Origin of the sequence: Streptomyces sp. NPDC088252 (assembly GCF_044740965.1) — a bacterium.
In the GTDB taxonomy this organism is placed as follows: Bacteria; Actinomycetota; Actinomycetes; order Streptomycetales; family Streptomycetaceae; genus Streptomyces.
Map to the genome: position 1 here is coordinate 1 of NZ_JBIURS010000019.1, position 19,490 is coordinate 19,490.

Annotated in this window: 19 protein-coding genes and 3 pseudogenes; 9 read left to right on the forward strand and 13 right to left on the reverse strand. The window is 69.1% G+C overall.

The features are described 5' to 3' along the window. Positions 1-572: 572 nt before the first annotated feature. Positions 573-803: a CHAT domain-containing protein gene (locus ACIOHC_RS30805; protein WP_401844981.1), complete on the reverse strand. Its 231-nt coding sequence runs from the start codon at positions 801-803 to the stop codon at positions 573-575. Then, positions 713-1,645: a CHAT domain-containing protein gene (locus tag ACIOHC_RS30810; protein WP_401844873.1), complete on the reverse strand. Its 933-nt coding sequence runs from the start codon at positions 1,643-1,645 to the stop codon at positions 713-715. Before ACIOHC_RS30810 ends, ACIOHC_RS30805 begins: the two co-directional genes overlap by 91 nt. A gap of 67 nt (positions 1,646-1,712) precedes the next feature. Between ACIOHC_RS30810 and ACIOHC_RS30815 the strand changes: the two genes are divergently transcribed. Beyond that, positions 1,713-2,099, forward strand: a complete 387-nt coding sequence (locus ACIOHC_RS30815; protein ID WP_351083981.1) for a hypothetical protein — start codon at positions 1,713-1,715, stop codon at positions 2,097-2,099. 11 nt (positions 2,100-2,110) lie between these two features. Then, positions 2,111-2,446 carry a hypothetical protein gene (locus ACIOHC_RS30820; RefSeq protein WP_351083979.1) on the forward strand — a complete coding sequence of 112 codons (336 nt, stop codon included), beginning with the start codon at positions 2,111-2,113 and terminating at the stop codon, positions 2,444-2,446. Here ACIOHC_RS30820 and ACIOHC_RS30825 read toward each other — a convergent pair. The 4 genes from ACIOHC_RS30825 to ACIOHC_RS30840 are packed head-to-tail and all read right to left on the reverse strand — an operon-like array spanning position 2,436 to position 8,078. Next, a complete protein-coding gene (locus ACIOHC_RS30825; RefSeq protein WP_351083977.1) occupies positions 2,436-3,686 on the reverse strand; it encodes an FAD-dependent oxidoreductase in 1,251 nt (416 codons plus the stop codon). The genes ACIOHC_RS30820 and ACIOHC_RS30825 overlap by 11 nt on opposite strands. Then, positions 3,683-5,119, reverse strand: a complete 1,437-nt coding sequence (locus ACIOHC_RS30830; protein WP_351083975.1) for an NAD(P)/FAD-dependent oxidoreductase — start codon at positions 5,117-5,119, stop codon at positions 3,683-3,685. Before ACIOHC_RS30830 ends, ACIOHC_RS30825 begins: the two co-directional genes overlap by 4 nt. Continuing rightward, positions 5,116-6,549: an FGGY family carbohydrate kinase gene (locus tag ACIOHC_RS30835; protein WP_401844877.1), complete on the reverse strand. Its 1,434-nt coding sequence runs from the start codon at positions 6,547-6,549 to the stop codon at positions 5,116-5,118. The genes ACIOHC_RS30830 and ACIOHC_RS30835 overlap by 4 nt, the downstream gene beginning before the upstream one ends. Further along, entirely contained in the window at positions 6,546-8,078 is a 1,533-nt protein-coding gene (locus ACIOHC_RS30840; RefSeq protein ID WP_351083971.1) for an amino acid permease, read from the reverse strand. Before ACIOHC_RS30840 ends, ACIOHC_RS30835 begins: the two co-directional genes overlap by 4 nt. Before the next feature lie 409 nt (positions 8,079-8,487). On the opposite strand from ACIOHC_RS30840, the gene ACIOHC_RS30845 reads away from it, so the two are divergent. Beyond that, the gene (locus ACIOHC_RS30845; RefSeq protein WP_351083969.1) at positions 8,488-9,249 is read left to right on the forward strand and encodes a DeoR/GlpR family DNA-binding transcription regulator; all 762 of its coding nucleotides are present in this window, start codon (positions 8,488-8,490) and stop codon (positions 9,247-9,249) included. Positions 9,250-9,700: 451 nt separating this feature from the next. Continuing rightward, positions 9,701-10,357, forward strand: a complete 657-nt coding sequence (locus ACIOHC_RS30850) for an HAD family hydrolase (RefSeq protein ID WP_351083967.1) — start codon at positions 9,701-9,703, stop codon at positions 10,355-10,357. A gap of 682 nt (positions 10,358-11,039) precedes the next feature. On the opposite strand, the gene ACIOHC_RS30855 is transcribed toward ACIOHC_RS30850, so the two are convergent. Further along, positions 11,040-11,387: a VOC family protein gene (locus ACIOHC_RS30855; RefSeq protein WP_351083966.1), complete on the reverse strand. Its 348-nt coding sequence runs from the start codon at positions 11,385-11,387 to the stop codon at positions 11,040-11,042. A 108-nt stretch (positions 11,388-11,495) separates the two neighbouring features. Here ACIOHC_RS30855 and ACIOHC_RS30860 point away from each other — a divergent pair. Together ACIOHC_RS30860 and ACIOHC_RS30865 are read left to right on the forward strand one after the other, a co-directional pair. Then, positions 11,496-11,782: pseudogene (locus tag ACIOHC_RS30860) on the forward strand (transposase); the annotation flags it as partial. Positions 11,783-12,272: 490 nt separating this feature from the next. Further along, a complete protein-coding gene (locus ACIOHC_RS30865; protein ID WP_351083964.1) occupies positions 12,273-12,908 on the forward strand; it encodes a hypothetical protein in 636 nt (211 codons plus the stop codon). Between the two features lie 148 nt (positions 12,909-13,056). On the opposite strand, the gene ACIOHC_RS30870 is transcribed toward ACIOHC_RS30865, so the two are convergent. Both ACIOHC_RS30870 and amcB read right to left on the reverse strand, forming a co-directional pair. Further along, on the reverse strand, positions 13,057-13,221 hold the full coding sequence (locus ACIOHC_RS30870) for a hypothetical protein (protein WP_351083962.1): 165 nt from the start codon (positions 13,219-13,221) through the stop codon (positions 13,057-13,059). Beyond that, the gene (gene amcB / locus ACIOHC_RS30875; protein ID WP_401844883.1) at positions 13,199-14,353 is read right to left on the reverse strand and encodes a cyclophane-forming radical SAM peptide maturase AmcB; all 1,155 of its coding nucleotides are present in this window, start codon (positions 14,351-14,353) and stop codon (positions 13,199-13,201) included. The genes ACIOHC_RS30870 and amcB overlap by 23 nt, the downstream gene beginning before the upstream one ends. Before the next feature lie 143 nt (positions 14,354-14,496). On the opposite strand from amcB, the gene ACIOHC_RS30880 reads away from it, so the two are divergent. Further along, entirely contained in the window at positions 14,497-14,628 is a 132-nt protein-coding gene (locus tag ACIOHC_RS30880; protein WP_351083958.1) for a hypothetical protein, read from the forward strand. Between the two features lie 311 nt (positions 14,629-14,939). Beyond that, the gene (locus tag ACIOHC_RS30885; RefSeq protein ID WP_351083955.1) at positions 14,940-15,164 is read left to right on the forward strand and encodes a hypothetical protein; all 225 of its coding nucleotides are present in this window, start codon (positions 14,940-14,942) and stop codon (positions 15,162-15,164) included. Positions 15,165-15,167: 3 nt separating this feature from the next. Here the strand turns inward: ACIOHC_RS30885 and ACIOHC_RS30890 are convergent, their stop codons facing one another. From ACIOHC_RS30890 to ACIOHC_RS30905, 4 genes and pseudogenes are all read right to left on the reverse strand, one after another. Further along, positions 15,168-15,434 carry a hypothetical protein gene (locus ACIOHC_RS30890; RefSeq protein WP_351083954.1) on the reverse strand — a complete coding sequence of 89 codons (267 nt, stop codon included), beginning with the start codon at positions 15,432-15,434 and terminating at the stop codon, positions 15,168-15,170. A 310-nt stretch (positions 15,435-15,744) separates the two neighbouring features. Next, positions 15,745-15,990, reverse strand: a pseudogene (locus ACIOHC_RS30895) (recombinase family protein); the annotation flags it as partial. Positions 15,991-16,025: 35 nt separating this feature from the next. Next, positions 16,026-17,613 (reverse strand): annotated as a pseudogene (locus ACIOHC_RS30900) (MFS transporter). Positions 17,614-17,742: 129 nt separating this feature from the next. Continuing rightward, positions 17,743-18,756 carry an NAD(P)/FAD-dependent oxidoreductase gene (locus ACIOHC_RS30905; RefSeq protein WP_401844885.1) on the reverse strand — a complete coding sequence of 338 codons (1,014 nt, stop codon included), beginning with the start codon at positions 18,754-18,756 and terminating at the stop codon, positions 17,743-17,745. A gap of 97 nt (positions 18,757-18,853) precedes the next feature. Between ACIOHC_RS30905 and ACIOHC_RS30910 the strand changes: the two genes are divergently transcribed. Next, complete coding sequence (locus ACIOHC_RS30910; protein WP_351083949.1) at positions 18,854-19,447, forward strand: XRE family transcriptional regulator; 594 nt, start codon at positions 18,854-18,856, stop codon at positions 19,445-19,447. Positions 19,448-19,490: the final 43 nt, after the last annotated feature.

Sequence of the window (19,490 nt, forward strand, 5' to 3'; positions counted from 1 at the left end):
CTCTCCCCGATGGAATTCGAACAGCACCACCACAAGACAGCTAAACTCTCACTCGCAGCATGAACCCCTGTGTCCACACTCCGGGGGTCACCTCACACGTGTGTGCCGCTCAGGCCGTCGCAAAGCGCCACCTCCGTGTCGGTCACGTACCGGTCCGGCCAGGTGAACCCGCTCGTAGATCCGGCATCCGGGCCGAGCACGGCCACCACCGCACGCAGGCAGGCAGGCAGGCAGGCATGTGTCGCCGTAGTAACGGCCACAAAAGCACGGCTGCCAGCGCCAACCCGAGCCTCCTCGCCTTCACTCGGATCACGGATCGACCGGACCAAGTCCGAATGCTCCAAGAATCCTGAAGTTACGTCACCAGCTCGAAGAACACCCCAAGGAGACAGAACACCCTGGCCACGGGGGCAAGGACCCAGCAGGGCTCAGGGGAACTCGCGGGATGTCGCACAGTACCTGGGCTGGGCCTGATCGAGGCCACTCCCGACGAGGTCACGCTGCGGGTCTGGCGCCTGCTGGTGAACCCGCACCGCACTCCCCTGCCCTGCCCCTGTTCCTGCCAGGGGTGCCTACGCCCCCGCGTGGACGTACGCCGCCCAGACGTGCGGCCTCTCCGGGATACGGCGCCGCAACTGACGGACGGTGTCGTGCAGGGCGCGCGCGACACCGGGGCTGTCGGGAGCAGTCGTACGGCGATAGAAGTCCCGCGTCATGTGGTCCGCGTGCGTGCTGTCGATCTTCCACAGCGTGCCGACCGCCGTCGGGAAGCCCGCCAGCAGGAACGAACTCGTGATGTGAATGGCCTCTCGTCCGCGAGGCGTTCGGCGGTGCGTGCGGTGCCGCAGGCCGCGAGGAAGGCGACCCGTGCCGAACGCGGACGGACCTGGCAGATCTCCAGGACCGAGACCGGCTCGCCGCTGGGCAGATGCAGCAGCGCCCCGGAGGGCTCCGCCGGGTTCGTCGCCGCGTGGCAGCCGAAATGGGCCCACGAGGCGTCGTGCAGCGCAGCGAGCACGGCCTCGCGGGTGGCGGCCGGGCCGACCAACGGCGTCTGCGCGCCGAGCAGTTCGGCAGCGTGGGTCGCTGCCGCCGCCATACCGGGGAGATCATCCTCGGACGCGGCGACCAGCAGGGCGCTGCCGTGGTCGGCCGTATCGCGCTGCCGGGCGCGTGCTCGCGCGTACGCAAGGGTCTGCAGGCCGGGCGCGTACGACGACACCACGGCGTCGAGGGCGGCACCGCAGCGGTCCTCGACGCAGTCGGGCGCCGTGCACTCGGCCGACCTCGAAGCCTTCTCCCTGACCGCCTGGTGCGACGGGTCGGCGGGGTCGAAGTTCTCCTTCAAGGATTCGGGGAGTCCGGCCTCCTCGGGGAGGCGCGGGCACAGGAAGCCGAAGGCGGCGACCCCGACCCCCATGTTCTGTGCGGCCTCCGGGTCCTCGGCGCCCTGGTGACGGCCCCAGAACGTCCAGAACACTGCGGCCACCGCTTCGAGATCGATCGAACCCTCGGGCGACGGCGCCGCCTCACCCAACAAAGCCAGCGCATCGGCCATCGCCTCCTGGTCGCGCAGAGGCGCGGCATCGCCGGTGCTGCGCGCCGCGGTCAGGCGTTCGACCACTAGTTCCCGAAGCTCGGACATCGCCGCCTACAGTAGTCTGATCAACCGTCAGGAAACAGTGGCTATCAGGACTTCGAGGGAGGTCGAGGTGGGAGACGGGGCGAAGGCGCGCGGTGTGTACGAGGACGCCGTGGAATACCTGTGCCGCAACGTCGAGGAGCTGCGCCCGCTCGTCTCCTCCGCCGCCTGGGAGTCGGCCTTCCCGGTCGTACGGGACGCCGATCCGGCCAGTGCCGAGTGGCGGGACGCCGTACGCGCGCTGCACAACGCAGTCGAGTCGGCCGGCGTTCCGAACGGGCTCGGACTGCCCGCCACCATGGGCGTCGGCGACTGGCCCGGCGTCCCCACCCCGCAGTCGGTGGGCTGGGTCTGCCCCACGAGCCGCTGCGCCCGGGGCGAACTGCGGGACGGGGCGGCGACCGCCACACCGGCCTGTGAGCTGGCCGGAGGACCGATGCGCTTGGTGGACGGCTGACCGCGGTGGGCGTGCTCATCGAGCTGCAGAAGCGCATCCCCAACGGCTGGTTCCTGCGGCGGCTGCTGCCCGCCGCGCTGTTCGTCGTCGTCGCGGTCGTCGGCGGCGGGCAGTTGGGCCATGCCCACCGGAACGACATCTCCCTCGCGCGCGAGCGGATCGCCGACGCGCTGCGGACGGGCGGCAGCCTGTCCACGAACGCCGTCGCCTCGCTCGTGCTCATCGCGGTGCCGGTGGTGGGGACCGCGTTCGCGGTCCCCTACGCCGCGGCCGCGATCGGCTCTCTCGCGTCCGGGGCCTGGCCGTGGTGGCTGATGTCGGTGGGCCGACGAAGGACTAGGTGGTGATGTGGACGGGACCTCCGGTGTGGGAGATCCCGTCGAGGACCGAGGACGGGATACGGAAGACCCGGCCGGGGGCCGCAGGCCAGGCGAGGGTCCGGCGGGCGACGATACGGCCGTCCTGGCGGACCGTCACCTTGGGGAAGCGGACGAACTCGTCCGTCCAGAGCAGGAGCCGGTCGCGGGCCGGAGCCGGATCGCCGGGGCGGAGGATCTGCGGTGCGATCCAGCGGAACGGGGCGTCCGCGATCAGGCGGACCCCCTCGGTCGGCTTATGCCTTCCGTCCAGGTGGTTGATGACTTGCCGGGCGACGTGCTTACCGTCGAGGGCGGCCACGTCGGCGGTGTCGACGGGATGGAGCATGTTGCCGGCGGCGAAGACTCCGGGTCGGCTGGTCCGCAGCGCGGTGTCCGTGAGGGGGCCGAGGGTGCGCTCGTCGAGGGTGATGCCCGCGGAGCGCGCGAGTTCGTGGTCGGGGATCCAGTCGCCGGTGAAGACGACGGTGTCGCATTCGACGGTTCGGCGCTTGCCCGTGTCGAGGTGCTCGATCTCGACAGCCTCGCAGCGGCCCTTGCCCATGACCTGAGTGACACGGCTGCGGGTGGCGACCGGAACGCGGAGGATGGTGCGGCCGGCGGCGTTGAAGGCGCCGTAGGACTCTGCCTTCGGGTACTTGCTGATCATGAGCGCGGGGGTGCAGCCGGCTTCGCGGAGGGTCATGGCCGCGGACCAACTGACCAGTTCGCCACCGACGATGACGGCCCGCTTGCCGACGGGCTGATGGTGGAGGTGGACGAGGTTTTGAAGTTGTCCGGTGGTATAGACCCCGTGGGGGCGATCTCCGGGGATGCGGCGTGCGGTGCGGGGCCTTTCGCGGGCGCCGGTGGCCAGAACGATGGCCCGGGCACGAATCTGGTAGCGGCCCTCGGGGCTGGTGACGTCAACGGTGTGCTGGTCGGACCAGTCGGTGACCATGGTGCTGGTGCGGATCTCCGCTCCGGACCGCGCGGCCCGGTCGGCCAAGTGGCGGGCGTAGGCGGGGCCGGTCATCACACGGTGCAGGTCTCGCAGGCCGTATCCGGTGTGGTCGCTGTGCCGGGGAATGCCGCCGGCCTGCTTCTCCCGGTCGACGACCAGGACCTGCCCGGCGCCGCGGTCGGCGAGTTCGGCGGCTGCGGTGAGCCCTGCGGGGCCGCCTCCGATGATGAGGACATCGGGCTCGATGAGGGGTAGCTGGTGGGTCATCGGTTGTCCTTGTGCTGGCTGCAGCAGCCGTCGTTGGTCTGGTGCCGGGTGCGCAGGGCTGCAACGGCCGCGCCGCAGAAGAAGCCCTGGCAGCGGCCGTTCATGGCCCGGGTGCGTCGGCGCAGCCCTTCCAGGCTGCGCGCGGGCACCGGGGCGTGGCAGGCGTCGCGGATCTCACCCTCGGTGACCCGTTCGCAGAAGCAGACGATGGTGCCGTAGGCGGTGTCCTCGGCAATCAGGGCGGCGTCCTGGTAGGGGCGTGTGGTGGCTTCGCCGATGTTCGGCATCCGGGGCGGAGCAGGCAGGTTGCTGCGGCTGCGGAGCCCGGGACCGGCTTCCGACAGGAGCCCGGCGACGTGCTCGGCGATGGCGATGCCCGCTGTCAGTCCGGTGGAGCGAATGCCGCCCACGAGGAGGTACCGCTGCTCGGGGGCGGCTTCGATGAGGTAGTCGTCGCGGTCGATCGCGGCGCGCAGTCCGGCGTAGCTGGCGGTGACCTCCTCGGTGAGCAGGCTCGGCATGAGCCGCGCCCCCTTGCTGAGGAGGAAGTCGTAGCCGTCCTCGGACGTGGCGGTGTCGGTGCGGTCGGCGAGGTCCTCGGCGGTGGGGCCGAGCATGACGTTGCCGTAGATCGTCGGGGAGATGAGCACGCCCTTGCCGCGGGAGGAGGGAACCGGCAGGACGATCTTGTCGGCCTTGGCCCGTGCCAGCTTGTCGAACACGAACAGCTCGCCGCGGCGGGGGGTGACCGTGAAGCGGTCGTGGCCGAAGAGACGGTCGATCGTGTCGGCGCCGAGGCCTGCCGCGTTGACGACCCAGCGGGCTCGCACGTCGCCCTGGGCGGTGTGCAATGTCGTCGCGTCGTCGCCCACGTCGATGCCGGTCACGGCGTGTTCGAGCAGGATCGTCGTCCCGCGTTGCCTGGCGTCCGTGGCCAGGGCGAGGTTGGTGGTCCATGTGCAGATGATGGACTCGTCGGGAACCGTCAGGCCTCCGAGCACGCCCTCGCCCAGATCGGGCAGGACCCGGTACACCTCGTCCGCGTCCACGATGCGGCAGTGCTCGTACCCGTTGGCCTCGGCCTTTTCCTTCAGGCCAGGCAGGGCGTCGAACTCTTCCCGGTTCCAGGCCACCAGCACGGCGCCGGTGTGCTCGACCGGGATGCCGGTGGCCTTGGCGTAGTCGCTCAGCAGGTGGTAGCCACGAGCCACGAGCCGGGACTCCAGGGTGCCCGGTTTCGCGTCGAAGCCCGTGTGCAGGATGGCGGTGTTGGCCTTGCTGGTTCCGTCTCCGACGTCGTCGCGGGCTTCGAGCAGCGCCACGGAGACGTCGTAGCCGGACAGTTCGCGTGCGATGGCCGAGCCGACAATGCCTCCTCCGATCACCACGATGTCGAAGACCTCGGGGTGAGGACGGTGGGGGGTGGGGGTCATGAGTGGTCTCCCTTGGTGGCACACGCCTCAGCGGCCTGTGCCCATGTGGTGCGGAACTCCTGGGCCCGGTCTTCTGACCAGCGGGGTTCGTAGACGGTCGCCGGCTGCCAGTCGCCGACGGCCTCTTCGAGGCTGATGGCGGGGTCGAGGGCGCAGCGGGCGAGCGCGGCAGCGCCGAGAGGGGTGGCGTGCGCGTTGGGGTAGATGTCGACGGGGAGCTGGGCGATGTCGGCCTGGGCCTGCATGAGGGCGGCGGAGTTGGTCAATCCGCCGTCGGCGCGCAGCCGGTTCAGGGGCCGGCCGAGGTCTCGGCCGACAAGGGCTGTCAGCTCGGTGACCTGGGCGGCTATGCCCTGGAGCACGGCCAGGACGAGGTGCTCGCGGCGGGTGGCCAGCGTGATGCCGGTGAGGGAGGCCGTGGCCTCGGAAGCCCACCACGGAGCGGCGAGGCCGGCGAATGCCGGGACGCACATGACGCCGTCACTGTCCTCCGCGACCAGCGCGTCGATTTCGGTGGCGGACTGAAGAAGACCGAGGTCCTGCAGCCAGCGCACGGCCGAGGCCACGGTGTAGACCTGGCCGTCCACGCAATACAGGGTCTGCCCCGCGGCCTGCCAGGCCACCGACGTCGTCAGGCCCGCGCTGGAGCGCACGGGGTCAGATCCTGTGTTCGCCAGCAGGAACGCGCCCGTGCCATAGGTGCACTTGGCCGTGCCCTGCTCCAGGCATGCCTCGGCGACCAGAGCGGCCTGCTGGTCGACGATCAGGCCGGCCACGGGCGTCTCTTGCCCGAAGGCGCGCGTGGTGCCGACCACCTCGTCGCTGCCGACGATGCGGGGCAGGCGCTCGTCGCCGAGGGAGAACAGATCAGCGAGACGACCGTCCCACGCCGCACCGTCCAGGTCGAAGATCAGAGAACGGCTGGCGGTGGAGGCGTCGGTGACGAACTCTCCTGTCAGGTGGTGCACGAGCCAGGTGTCGGTGGTGGTCACCACCCCGTCACGGGTGCGGTTGCGGCGCAGCCACGCCATCTTGGGCGCGGAGAAGTAGGGGTCGAGAACGAGACCGGTGCGCTGCGCGATGGCCTCGCGGTGCTCTGCCAGCTCGGCACAGATGCTCTCCGCACGGCTGTCCTGCCAGACGATCGCCGGGGACAGCGGCGTTCCCGTGGCTTCGTCCCAGGCCAGGACGGTCTCTCCCTGGTTGGCCAGGGCCACGCCGTCAATGGTCCGGCCGGCCATGCTCACGGCCCGGCGGCCGGCGGTGAGGACGGAATCGAGCAGTTCGTGCGGATTCTGTTCGACACCTCCCCCGGGCAGGTAGGTGGGGCGGATGGTCTCCTCGGCTATGGCGACCGTTCCGTCCTCGGCGTCGACAACGATGGCTTTGGTACCCGAGGTGCCCTGGTCGATGGCGAGGATCGTGGTCATCGCAGGGCCCCTTCCGTGTCGGCCGCGGGGGGTGTGGTGGCGTTGTCCAGGGCGCGGTCGACGTCGGCCATGTCCGGCATGGTCAGGGCGGCGCGGCCGCGCCGGACGAGGAGCGCCGCCAGGTAGACGGCGCCGATCCCGCACAGCACCAGGACGTAGGCCCAGGGGCCCCGGAAGGAAGCGTCCCGGAAGATGAGCAGCTCGTACACCAGCCAGACCGCGGCCAGAAGCAGGACCGGGACCTCCCACCGCCCCAGGGAGAAGCCGCGCGACGGCGGCAGGGAGGAGCGCTTGGCCGCGTACATCGCGACCGTGCCGGCGTAGATGACGGCGGGCAGCAGGGTAGCGGCGGAGAACAGTTGGAACAGGGCGTCGGTGGAACGGGAGAAGACCGCGAGGACGATCTGCGCGATGAGCATCATGAACACCGTGGCGTTCAGCGGCGTCGCCGTCCGGGGGTGGATGCGCTTGAGCAGTCGCCATCCGGGGAAGCGCTCGTCCCTGGACATCGCGTAGACCAGGCGGGTTCCACTGAGGGTGATCACCAGTCCGCAGGAGAAGATCGAGACCACGACGAGGACCAGGAGGATCTTCCCCACCACGGACCCGAGCACGGCGGTGATCACGGTGGCCACCGGGGTGGCCGACTCGGCGGCGCCGTCGACCCGGCCGACGGCGGCGGTCACGGCGACCAGGAAGAGAAAGCCGAGAACGCCCAGGGAGAGGACGGCCTGGACCATCGCCTTGGGAATGACGCGGGCGGGGTCCTTGGTCTCCTCCGCCAGGTTTGCCGCGGACTCGAATCCGACGATGGTGAACGCGCCGAGCAGGAACGCCAGAGCGAAGGGGCCGGCGTGGGTTCCGCCGCCCAGTCCGTAGTAGCCGCTCTCCGGGATCGTCGCGGTGTCGAACAGGTGGGCGAAGTCGAGCTTGCCGGTGAAGTAGCCCACCGCGAAGAGCAGCACCGTCAGCGTGATCATGCCGATGAGCTGCGCTGTCACCGCCGCGCTGTTGACCTTGTGCGTGATGCGCGTGGACGCGGCGACCAGCAGGGCCTGCAGCAACACCACGCCGGCCGTGATGACCCAGGCGTTCTGTGTCGTGCCGACGTACTGGAACAGCTCGGGGAGAATCGTGGAGGCGATCGTGTAGTCCACTGCGACCACGACGACCCCGAGGAAGGCGAACGAGATCCAGCCCATGATCCAGCCCCACACGGGCCCGACGATCCGCGACACCCACTGGTAGGAGTAGCCGCTGATCGGGATGCGCGCCGCCAGCGCTCCGAAGACGAGGGCGACGCAGAGCTGGCCGATCACGGAGATCGGCCAGGCCCAGATGCCGCGCGGGCCCGAGGTGGCGAGCACCGAGCCGTAGGCCGTGAAGATCCCTGTCGCGATCGACACGAACCCGAACGCCACGGAGAACGAGGCGTACCAGCCCAGCTCCCGCGCCATCACCTGGTTCGCCCCGCCCTGCTGTCCCTCAGCCGTTCTTGGCGCCTGAGCACCTGCTTCTGATTTGGCCATGACCTCGTTCCCTGCTTCAGAGTGCCCCGCCGTCGCCGCGGAAGCCAGTGGGTGATCGAAGAACCGAATGCGGTCGGCATCAAGGCCCGCCTCACAGGGATGCGCTGGAGCCTGTCCGTGGGGATGGCCGCGAGGACCCGCGGTCCGCGCCACCTCGACGCCGGTCGACAGCCCACTCGTGACCGTTTGTGTGGACTATTGACTGCTGAGAGTGTGGACCCTTGCCCGTTTGCCGTCAAGGGTTAGCGCTCCCGACCTGGTGAAAGATCGCTGATCACCTAGCGGAAAACGCTTTGAACTGCGGAGAAGAACGGAACTCTGAGGCCGTCAGCGATGCGTCCCGCACGTCACATGAGCCCTAGAATGCAGTCAGGGTTCCACAGAAACAGTCAATCAGAGAGGGCCGGACGTGCTAGCAGCCGAGCGTCACCGCAGGATCGTCGCCGAGATCGCTCGGCTCAAATTCATCACGACGGACGACCTCACCAGCCTGCTGGGCGTCTCCCACGAGACGATCCGCAGAGACCTCGCCCTCCTCGAGCGCCGCGGCGAACTGGCGCGTGTCCACGGAGGGGCCACCGCCGTACGGTCACCCGTCGGGGAGGAGGCGTCCTTCAACGAGCGCAGGGGCGCATTCCTCGCCGCGAAACAGGCCATCGGCCGAGCCGCAGCAGCCCTGATCGAACCCAACCAGACGGTCGTCATCGATGTCGGTACCACGGCCCTGGAGGTGGCCCGTGCTCTGCCCGCCGATCACGTCGGCGTCATCGCCACCCCTTCCCTGCTCGTGGCCGCCGAAGTCAGCTCCCGCCCGCAGGTCGAGGTCCTGGTCAGCGGCGGGCGGCTGCGCGGTGGCGACCTGGCCTGCTCCAACGCCCAGGCCGTCGAGTTCTTCGACAATCTGCGCGCGGACGCGGTCTTCCTGGGCTCCGGAGGCATCGCCTCCTACGGACTGACCGATTTCCACCTCGACGAAGTCGCGACGAAGCGCACCATGCTCGCCAACGCGTCCCACCGCTACGTGCTCGCCGATTCCAGCAAGTTCGGACGCACGGCCGCCCACCGCGTCTGCGAACTCGACGGCTTCGACACCCTCATCACCGACAGCCCTTGCCCGGACGGCCTGAGCGACGCCCTCGCCGCGGCGGGCGACACCATCGTCGTGGCCTGAAGGCGGTACAGCCAACCGCTTCCTCGGCGCCGGCAGCCCCCTCGCCTCCGGCACGGCAGAGGTTCTACCCCTCCGAGGAGCGTCGCGCGAAATCCGGCCGTTCCCCCACGGTCGTGCAGACGACCCATCGGCGCCCCGCCTGGACCTCCCCTTGACTCCCACCGGCCACCGCATCCACAATCACAGACCGAAACGGTCAACTTTCCACACGTTCGGGCAGTGGCAGCGCATCACGGCAGGACCGAGACCGAGACGCCGCAACCGGCCTTCCGCAGCAGAAGGCGCCGACGCAGCAGCGCAGGCGCACGGGATCTTCGGCCGTATCGACATCGGCCTCGCCTCGGTGAGCGCTGTCCACAGCGAGGGCTCCCCCCGTCACGATGGTCGTCGAGGTGAGCGCGCTCGCTGCCGCAGACCTTCTCGTCCAGATGAAAGCCGACGCCTTCCCACAGTGAACCCGGCCAACGAAATCACCTCGATCTTCGACCTCGACGGCGTCCTGACCAGCGAGGACACGATGTCCTCACTGGTCAGAGCTCGTCTGGCAGCCCGTCCTCTCCGGTTCGCCGCTGCAATCCCACCGTTCGTGCTCGCCTCGGCAGCACCGTCCGACGGCGCGCTGAAGCCCGCGATGAACAGGGCGATCGTGGCCTTGGCGCTGCGCGGAATGACCCGCAGCCAGTACGAGGAACTGGCAGCCGTGACGGGCCGGGGCATGGCAGCCCGGACAGCGGTCAGACAGGCCGTGGCAAGGTGCCGATGCGCCCGCGGTCGTGGTCCGACCGTCGTGGCGACAGCCTCGGAGGAGAACCTCGCGCGTGCATTCCTGGACGGCGTCGGGTTGCACGGCATCCCTCTGGCCGCTTCCCGGCTCGACTTCACCCCACGAGGGCCCCGGCTCATCGCCCACAACGTGGGCGAAGCAAAGGTCGACGCCGTCCGGGCGCTGGGGTTCGCCCCGGAGGACGCACTCCTGTACACCGACTCGGCCAGCGACCTCCCGCTCGCCCGTATCGCCCGCCGAACCGTCACTGTCAACGCCGCCCGCCGCTCGATCGCGAAGCTCACCGACGGTTCCGCAGACATCCGTCACGAGCGGTGGCGCTGAGGCGACACAAGCTGTCCCAGGTGTCCCTTTCCATGGCCACCACGGCCGCATCCAGCAGTGAGATGGCCATACAACCGCCGCCCGGCCCACGGCCTCGGCACGCTCCGCCGCGGCGGCCAGGTTCAGATTGAGGCGACTGTTCATGTCCAGATCGAACCGGCCGCAGCCATACGAGAACAAAGCCAAGGACCAAGCCCCCGCCTGCCGCACCAGCACGCGGAAACCGCAAGACAGAACTTCGCACAGCGATCACACCGCAAACGTTTCGCCCCGGGTGGTCGCCGAACACGCCCGAAGGGTCGAATGGCAATGGCCGGCAGCAGAGTGAAGCCGGATTCCCCGAGATCGCCGCGCACCCGGCCCCGGCGGATACGCGCCGACAAGGCGTACGTCTCCCGGAAGAACCGCGCCGCGTCGGCGCGGTATCCGCTGCACCATCCCGGACAAGGCCGACCAGGCCCACCACCGCAAGAACCGTGGCTCGCGTGGCGGCCGCCCGCCGAAGTTCGACCCGGTCGACTACCGTGAGTGCCACGCGGTCGAATGCGGCATCAATCGTCTCAAGCGCCGCTGTGGCCACGCGGTACGACAGGCTCGCGGTCCGCTACGAAGCGACCGCGCTGATCGCAGCCATCAACGAGTGGCTGTGACCGGCATCTCCCCCACTCGTACCGGAGCAGCGTCAGCGGTGGCCCAGCACGTTGACCACACGGCCGTTGGGGTCGCGGACGAAGAACCGCCGCACGCCCCACTCCTCGTCCTGCAAGGGGTGGACGATCTCCGCACCGCTGCCCTGCACGGCCGCATAGGCCGCGTCCACGTCATCCACTTCGATACTCATGTCGGGGGTGACCGGGGCAGTCTTGTCGCTGGTCATGAAGCTGACCTGCGCCGCCGGACTGGACGGGGAGGCGAGTGTCATGATCCAGCCGTGGTTCATGACTTCCTCGAAGCCCAGCAGGCCGTAGAACTCCCGGCTCTCCTGCGCAGCCTCTGACTGAATGTTGGGCACGACACGGCGAACTGCCATCGACGACTCCAAATGAGAACAGACATGCCTCCGAGACCCTCCACAAGTACTACGTCACACCCACCGCCGCACACACTTTCGCAACAGGCCCTGGCTTGATCTATAACGATCGTGTTCGTGCCCACGACGGGCTTTACGTGGCGCCAACTGCCGCCGTGCTTCGGCCCGTCCGGGCCGACTGCACACCGGCGGTTCACCGAGTGGAGCCGGGCCCGGGTGCGGGGCAAGCTTCACCGCCTGGTCCTGGACGAGCTCGGCGCGCGTGGCGCCCTGGACTGGTCACGGTGCGCGATCGCCCCGGTGAACGTGCGGGCAACGAAAGGGGGGACCTGACGGGTCCGAATCCCGTAGATCGCGGGAAGAAGGGTTCAAAGATCCACTGGATCACCGAGCGGATATGAGCCACGGACGTGTAGAGCCCGCCGTGGCTGCGGCGGTGTTCGCCCACCAGTGACAGCTCGGCCAGCGATCTCACCGGCCCGTCGCCGCACAGAACGGCGTCCCGCTGCATTGCGATGCCGGGAGAGAGCCCCTTCACGATGGCGTCGAGCGCCGACATCTGCGCAGGCGTGGACTGGACGACGTGCACGTCGTTGCTCTTGCCGTTCTCGACCTCGGCCGCGGTGAGCGCGGACCATATCGCGCTCTTGTCGGAGCAGGCGTAGTACGGTCCTTGACTCCGGATCTCGGACACGGGTCATGCGGCTGGCGTCAGCGTAGTTGGTGCTGTCCGAAAGGCTGTCTCGTAGGCGATCGGGCTTCGGTGTCCGATGCGGGAGTGACGGCGATGTCCGGCACCCCACCACGCCTCTACGGGGCCTGGCGGGGTGCGCATGAGTACGCGTGCTCATGCGCGATGGCAGACTGTTCCATGAGCGTGTGTTCATGACGCTGAACAGAGTTCTTACGGGCACGGGGGCGGCAGCGCTCGCGATGGTGGCGCTGGCTGCGTGCGGCAACGAGCAGGCCGGGGGTGGGCAGCGGAACACCGCGAACAGCATGGGCGCGCAGGCGTCGGCTACCAGCCCGAGCCCGGATGCGCAGGTCGCGTTCATGGAAATTTTAGAGCGGGTGGGTGCGCCGTGCGTACCGGATACCCTGGCGGCGGCAGAGTCGGATGATCCGGGCCCGGGTGAGCGTCCGCCCGCGCGGCCGAGTGGGCTGCTGCCGGTGGACGAGAAGCCGCCCACGGACGCGCCGTCCCCCACTACTACGTCTGAGCAGCCCGAGCTGAACGGGGTGGAGACGTGTGAGGGGCGTGAGCATGGCAAGCGCATAACCAAGGCGCTGACTGGCCTGAACAAGCCCACCACGATTCAGGTGAGGCAGGAGCTGAACAATCTCGGCTACATCGATTCCCGCATTCATGTCCTGACCACTGAACGGGGCGTGGTCCGCTTCTACCTGGACTTGCGGGTGATGGGCGGGCAGCTCGCGCTCAAGGGGACCGCGGCCGGGAAGAAGACCGCGGTGGGGGCGTACGCACACCCGGCGGAAAGCGCGTTCAAGCCGGGCAGGTAACAGCGCTCAGCGGGGCACCGGCAGGGGGCAGCTTCGGCTTGCCTGGGCTGATGCCCCTCGCGTGCCGCCTCCCGGACCGAGGCGTGTCATCGGGAGCGGGCGGCTTCCTGTCTGGAGGCTCGTAATCCGTGTCTTGGGGGCGACGAGGTCAGGATCGCCGCCGCAGATAGGCCCAGCCGAAGATGCTCGCGGTGTCGTGGAGTTCGTCGGCCTGTGCGGCTGGCCCCGTGAGCTGGTCCCGGCAGGCTGTGATCCGTTGGGCGAGCGGGGTCGTGGCCGGTGTGGACTCTTCAGGGACATGCACGTTCGGCATGGCGCAGGATTCCTTCCATGAGACTGATCTTGCTGGTTTGGCAATAAGTGGTCTCGGTGCTGTCCAGACGGCCGGTTTCGAAGTACTTGTTGGCCACCTGGCCGCCGCGGCAGTATGCGAAGTAATCACAGTGTTTGCGGCAGTTGGTCACGCCTGCCAGGGCCTCAGCGACCCAGGGCACCTCCGCGGCGCGGGCCGCCAGGACGGTCAGAGGGGTGTCCAGGACGTTTCCCGCGGTGAAGGGGCCATGCTGTGCGGAGCGGAAGCCCGCCAGCTCAGCCCCGACCGGGAGGAAGTCGCCGTCCCAGGTCACCAGGGGAAGCGGCATGACGGGGCGGTCGGCACGCTGTGCCGCTGCGCCGGACAGTTCCTCGCGGATGTAGGTGTACGCGTGGTCGAGCTCTCTGACCTGGATGCGCGGATCGGCCTGCCAGCAGGCCGCCAGTTCCTCCCAGAACGCCACGACTGAGTGCCTGAGCTCGTGTCCGCCTGCATACACACCCTTCTTCTCGGCAAGGTTTACTCCGAGGTTGTCGCAGCCGAGCTCACAGGCGAACCGGTACAGGTCGGTGGCGGCTCCCGGGGACGCGTCGGCCACCACCGCGATCAGGCCGAAGCGGATGCCGGCCTGGCGCAGGGCGCCGATGCCGCTCAGAGCCCGCTGGGTGCTTGGGCCTCCCGCCCAGTCCACTCGTGAGGCGTTCGCTTCGCCTGGGCCGTCGAGGCTGACGGTGACGCGGACGGGAACAGTGGCGAACACCTCGCACCACGCTTCGTCGATGAGTGTGGCGTTGGTCTGTACGGCCTGAACCACCGGATGTGCCTCACCTGGCCCGAACGGTTCCACGAGGGACCGGAAGTAGGCCGGGCCGACCGCGAGAGGTTCGCCGCCGTGCCACACCACCGCCACCGGGCGTTGCCCGGACCACTCCCGGACGCCTGCCGCCACTGCCTGCACGACCTCAAGGCTCATGCGCCGCGAGACCTTCCGGTCCGGCAGATAGCAATAAGTGCAGTCGAGATTGCACAGCGTCGTCGGCTGCATCAGCATCACCGACGAAACCTCGGCCAGCTGTGCAGCGCCCGTTCGTAGGGGTTTCTCGTCAGCGGATCCGGCTTGGGCGGCACTCACTCGTTGAGCGTAGATCCGGGTCCTCGATACCGGGCCCGGTCTCCCTTCGATCCACTCGTTCGAGCGAGCGCACTCGGGCAGCGCGCCCCACGCACGACCCACACGGACACGGCGACAGCGCGGGTGGCGATCCGGGGCACACCGTGCGCGAGCCGGTGCATGACGAGGACGATGCCGACATCCTGCCCGGCGTGATGGTCCACGGCATGGACATCGGGCAGTGGCTCCAGAAGCAGCGTCAGCACGCCCTGTGGGCCGGGCCGTTGGACAGGTAATGCCAGCGCCTGGACTCCACCCCCGTCTGGTGGAAGTGGTGCAGGAGGTGGGGGGCCTGGGCCGCTCGCGGGGCGGGTTCACCAGCAAGATCCACCTGAGCTCGGACGGCCACTGCCGCCCGCTCTCTCTGATCGTCATGCCAGGGCAGCGGGCGGACTGCACTCGGTTCGAGCTCGTGCTGGAGTAGATCCGCGTTCCGAAACGTGGGCCGGGACGACCCCGAATTGAGCCCGACAGCCTCGCGGCAGACAACGCATAGAGCAACGGGCCCTGCCGCGAATACCTGAGACGACGCGGCATCCGGCACACCATGCGGGAGAAGACCGACAGCCAGGCCGCCCGCCTGCGTAAAGGCTCACGCGGCGGGCGGCCATCCGGCTTCGACGTGGAGCGATTCAAGAAACGCAACACCGTCGAACGAGCGATCAACCGGCTCAAGCAGGACCGAGCCGTGGCCACCGGACACGACAAGTGCGACCACGTCTGTCGCGGCACCGCGACCGCCGCAGCCTTGGTCATCCGGCTCCGAAGGTGATCACTACGCGACCCAGCAGTAAACGTCTTGGCTCCGACCTCTGGCACTTCTGACGAGGGCAGCCAGTTCACTCACGATCTCGTCGACGATCTCAGCCTCGACTACCTCGCCGTTCTCCGAACGCTGTTTGACCCCCGATGCGGCGACGTCACGCAACCGGGACTGCTCGGCCCCGGCGAGGGCGGTGAGCAGACGAGATGAGATAGCGAACACGACGCACCCGTCGTCGATCAACCTCCACCGTGGTCGCGCGTACAAGTCCTCGCTCACAGAAGAAGCTCAGGCGCGGCATCCACCGCTCTATTCAGGCTCTGAAACGCGAGATCCGGGCCTGGCTCGCCGACTGGGACGACCGCCCGCGACCCTTTTTCTGGACCAGGACCGCCGACGAGTTCCTCTGCAAAGTCGCCGCCTACTGCCAGAGCCGGCCCCACGAAAACGCCCTCGCTCAAGGGAGGCACGGCCGATGGCTGCGCGTACGAGTGTGCTCCATCCGTCAGGCGTCGAAGCGGCGGCGGGCGGCCTCGATGTTGCCTGCGGCCCCTGGACAAAGGAGAAGTCCAGGGGGCCGCAGGCGGGGTTACCGGCGCTGGGCGAGGGTCTCGCAGCAGGTCAGGGGGCTGCTGCGAGACCCGCGGCTGCGTTCCGAGAGGCAAGACCCGTCCTGGGGTCGTGAGATGAGCCTCATGGTCGGCGGGCGGCCGAGCCGGGCGCCACGGGCCCGGGCGGCGTCCAAGCCGTCGTTGGTGCCCTGGGCGATGAGTTCGCGGATGAACTCGGCGAGCACGACGAAGACGTGGAAGACCAGGCCCCCGCCGGGCGTGGCGTCCTGCATGCCGTGCGCCCAGCTCTCATGTGGCATCAGGTGGCGACGGCCTCGGCGGCATCTGCCTGGTCCACAACGGCGGGGGCCGGGCATTGCGGGCCGCGGAGGACGATGTAGAGGAAGAGGGCGCCCATGACGGCGACGCCCGCCCACATGGCCTGCTGCCAGCCGTCGATGAAGGACTGCTGGGCGGCGTGGACCAGGTCCTGCGCGTGCGGGCCGGTATTGCCCGCCGCTTCCACGGCGTTGGCGATGCCCTCCCGGGCAGTGGCGCGGCTCCTTGGGGGATGCCGTGGAGCCTGTTGTCGATGGCGTTGCGGTAGCCGGCGGACAGGAGTGCGCCGAGCAGGGCGACGCCGAGTGCGGTGCCGAACTCGCGAGTGACGTCGTTGAGCGCGGAGGCGACGCCCTGCTTCTCGCGCGGCAGGGAGCTGGTGATGGCTTCGGTGGAGGGTGTCATCGAAAGGCCCATGCCGATGCCCATGGCGAGCATGCCGGGAAGGATGGTCAGGTAGCCGCCGTCGGCGGAGACGAAGAGGGCCATGAGTGCAAGTCCGATGGCGGCCAGCGCGATGCCCACGGCCATGGTCGGGCGGGAGCCGATGTGTGCGGCGAGCTTGGGTGCCAGGCCGGAGGTCGCCATCATCATGGCGGCCATGGGCATCAGTGCCACCGTGGACAGCAGGCCCGACCAGCCGAGGACGGCCTGGAAGAACGGGAAGAGGACCACAGCGATGCCCGCCTGGACGCCGAAGACCACGAGCAGAGTGATCGAGCCGCCGGCCAGGCCGCGCTCACGGATCAGGCGGACGTCCAGCAGTGAGGCGTCACGGCGGTGCAGTTCCCAGGCCACGAAGCCGACGGAGGCGGCGAGACCGATGGCGAGGCTGATGAGCGCCGCAGGGGCGGTCCAGCCGCGTTCGGGGCCTTCCTGCAGGACGAAGATGAGGCCGATGACGGCGATGCTGGAGACCAGCGCGCCGGCGGTGTCGAAGCGATGGGTCGAGGTCTCGCGGGAGTTGGGAACGGACTTCAGCGTCGTGGTCAGAGCCACGAGGACCAGAACCACCGGTAGGAGGAACAGCCAGCGCCAGTTGGCGACGTCGACGAGGAGGGCGGAGAGGAACATGCCCAGGATGCCGCCGCCTCCGGCGACGCCGGTCCACACGCCGATCGCCTTGCCGCGCTGCCCTTCGGGGAAGGTGGAGGTGATGACGGCGAGCGTGATGGGCGTGATCATCGCGGCGCCGATACCGCCGGCCACGCGCGCGGCGAGCTTGACCTCGGCCGACGGGGCCAGGCCCGCGACAACGCTCGCGGTGCCGAAGACACCCAGCCCCGTGATGAGCGTGGGCTTGCGGCCCAGGCGGTCGCCGACGGCGCCGAGAGGCAGCAGCAGCGCCGCCAGAGCGAGTGTGTAGATGTTGATGATCCACAGGATCGTGTACTGCGAGGCGCCGAACTCGACGGCCATGCGGGTCTGCGCGACGTTCAGCCCGGACACCGACGCAATGACGGCCATCAGTGCGACGGAGACGGCGATCAGGATCGTGCGCAGCCGACGCCCATCAGGTACGTCCCGCCGCTGGCTTTCGCGGCCTGTACGGGCTGGTTCGTACTCATGGATACCTCTCAAAAGGGCACGCTGAGTCAGCGCCGGAGCAGGACCGGTCGCCGAGCAAGGGGCGGGGACCGGCCGCCGCACGCATCGCCGGGTGCGGTCGAACGGTGGGCCGGTGCTATGCCGGGACGTCAGGAGATGGGTGCCTCGCCCTGGGCTGCGGCAAGGGCCGCGTCGGTGTCCGCGGTGGCCAGCAGGGCGTTGATATGGGAGCCGGCCAGGGCGCCGGCCGCTGCGGAGGCACCGACCTGGGCGGTGAGGTCGGTGGCGTTGCCGGCCACCCACACGCCCGGCACCTCGGTGCTGCCGGCCATACCGGAGGCGAAGCGGCGGCCCATGTTGTCGGGCAGGTCCTCCATAGGCAGCTTCAGGCTCTCCAGACCCTCGGTGCGGGCTTGCATCTGCGTGGCGACTGCAAGAACGCGGCGGGCCAGGACCTGGCCGTCAGTCAGGCGCACCCCGGCGAGGGTGCCGTCCTCGTTGTTGATGACTTCCCGCACCGGGGTGTCGACGGTGTGGATGCCGCGGGCGGCAAAGCGCGCGCGGGTGTCCTTGTCCAGGTGAGTGCCGTGGGTGAAGTAGGTCAGGTCCTCGGTCAGTTGGCGGAAGAGGAGTGCGTGATGGATGGAGGCGGGGCCGGTGGCGAGGATGCCGATGGGTTCGTCGCGCACCTCCCAGCCGTGGCAGTACGGGCAGTGCACCACGCCGTGTCCCCAGTGCTCGGCGAGCCCGGGAACCTCGGGCAGTACGTCCCGCAGGCCGGTGGCCACCAGGACGCGGCGCGCGGTTACGCTCCGGCCGTCGGCCAGGGCGATGGTGAAACGCAGATCTCCGTCAGTCGACGGGGCGGCGGGCTCGGTCGAGGCCACCTCGCCGAAGACGATGCGGCCGCCGTACTGGCGCACCTGTTCCCGGCCCCGCCGAAGGATCTCGCAGGGCGGGGTGCCGTCCAGGACTATGAAGCCGTGCACGGCCTCGGCCGGCGCGTTGCGCGGGGTGCCGCTGTCGATCACGACGACCGAGCGGCAGGAGCGGGCGAGCATCAGCGCACCGTTCAGCCCTGCCGCGCCCCCGCCGATCACCACCACATCGACGGTCCCCTCGGGCAGTGCGTCACTCGCGTACGGAGAAGTTGTCACAGCCATGTCCTCCTACCCCTTCCTTGTGCGTGGTCCCAGACGTTCCGGGCCATCTGCACACGACGCTAACCCTGCATTGCATGTAAGGCATATAATGTTGCTCATGACGCAAGGAGATGCAGAGCTGGACGGCCTCGTACGCAAACGCATCCGCGCTCTGCGGGTGGCGCAGGGCTGGTCCCTGGAGGAACTGGCCACCCGTGCCCGCCTCAGCCAGTCCTCGCTGAGCCGCATCGAGAACGGCCAGCGCCGGCTCGCACTGGATCAGTTGGTCACTCTCGCCCGGGCCCTGGACACCACGTTGGATCAGCTCGTGGAGACCGCCGCTGACGACGTAGTCACCAGCCCGATGATCGACGGCACCCACGGCCTGATGCGCTGGCCCGTGAAGGGTGACCCCGGCATGAGCGTGGTGCGCCGGCGCATGACCGAACCACCGCCCGAGAACCCGGCGCGCATGCGTGCCCACCCGGGGCGCGAATGGCTCGTCGTCCTTTCCGGCACCGCGATCCTCATGCTCGGCCACCGCCGCTTCCGCATCGAGACCAATCAGGCCGCCGAGTTTCCCACGATGATGCCGCACGCGATCGGAGCCGAGGGTGGACCCTGCGAGATCCTGGGCATCTTCGACCGCGACGCCCGCCGCGGCCACCAGCGAGAGGGCAGCGACAGCGACGTCCAGGGCACTTGCGAATGACGGCGCGGGCCGCGCGACGGTCCCGCAGTGGTGACATCTTGCG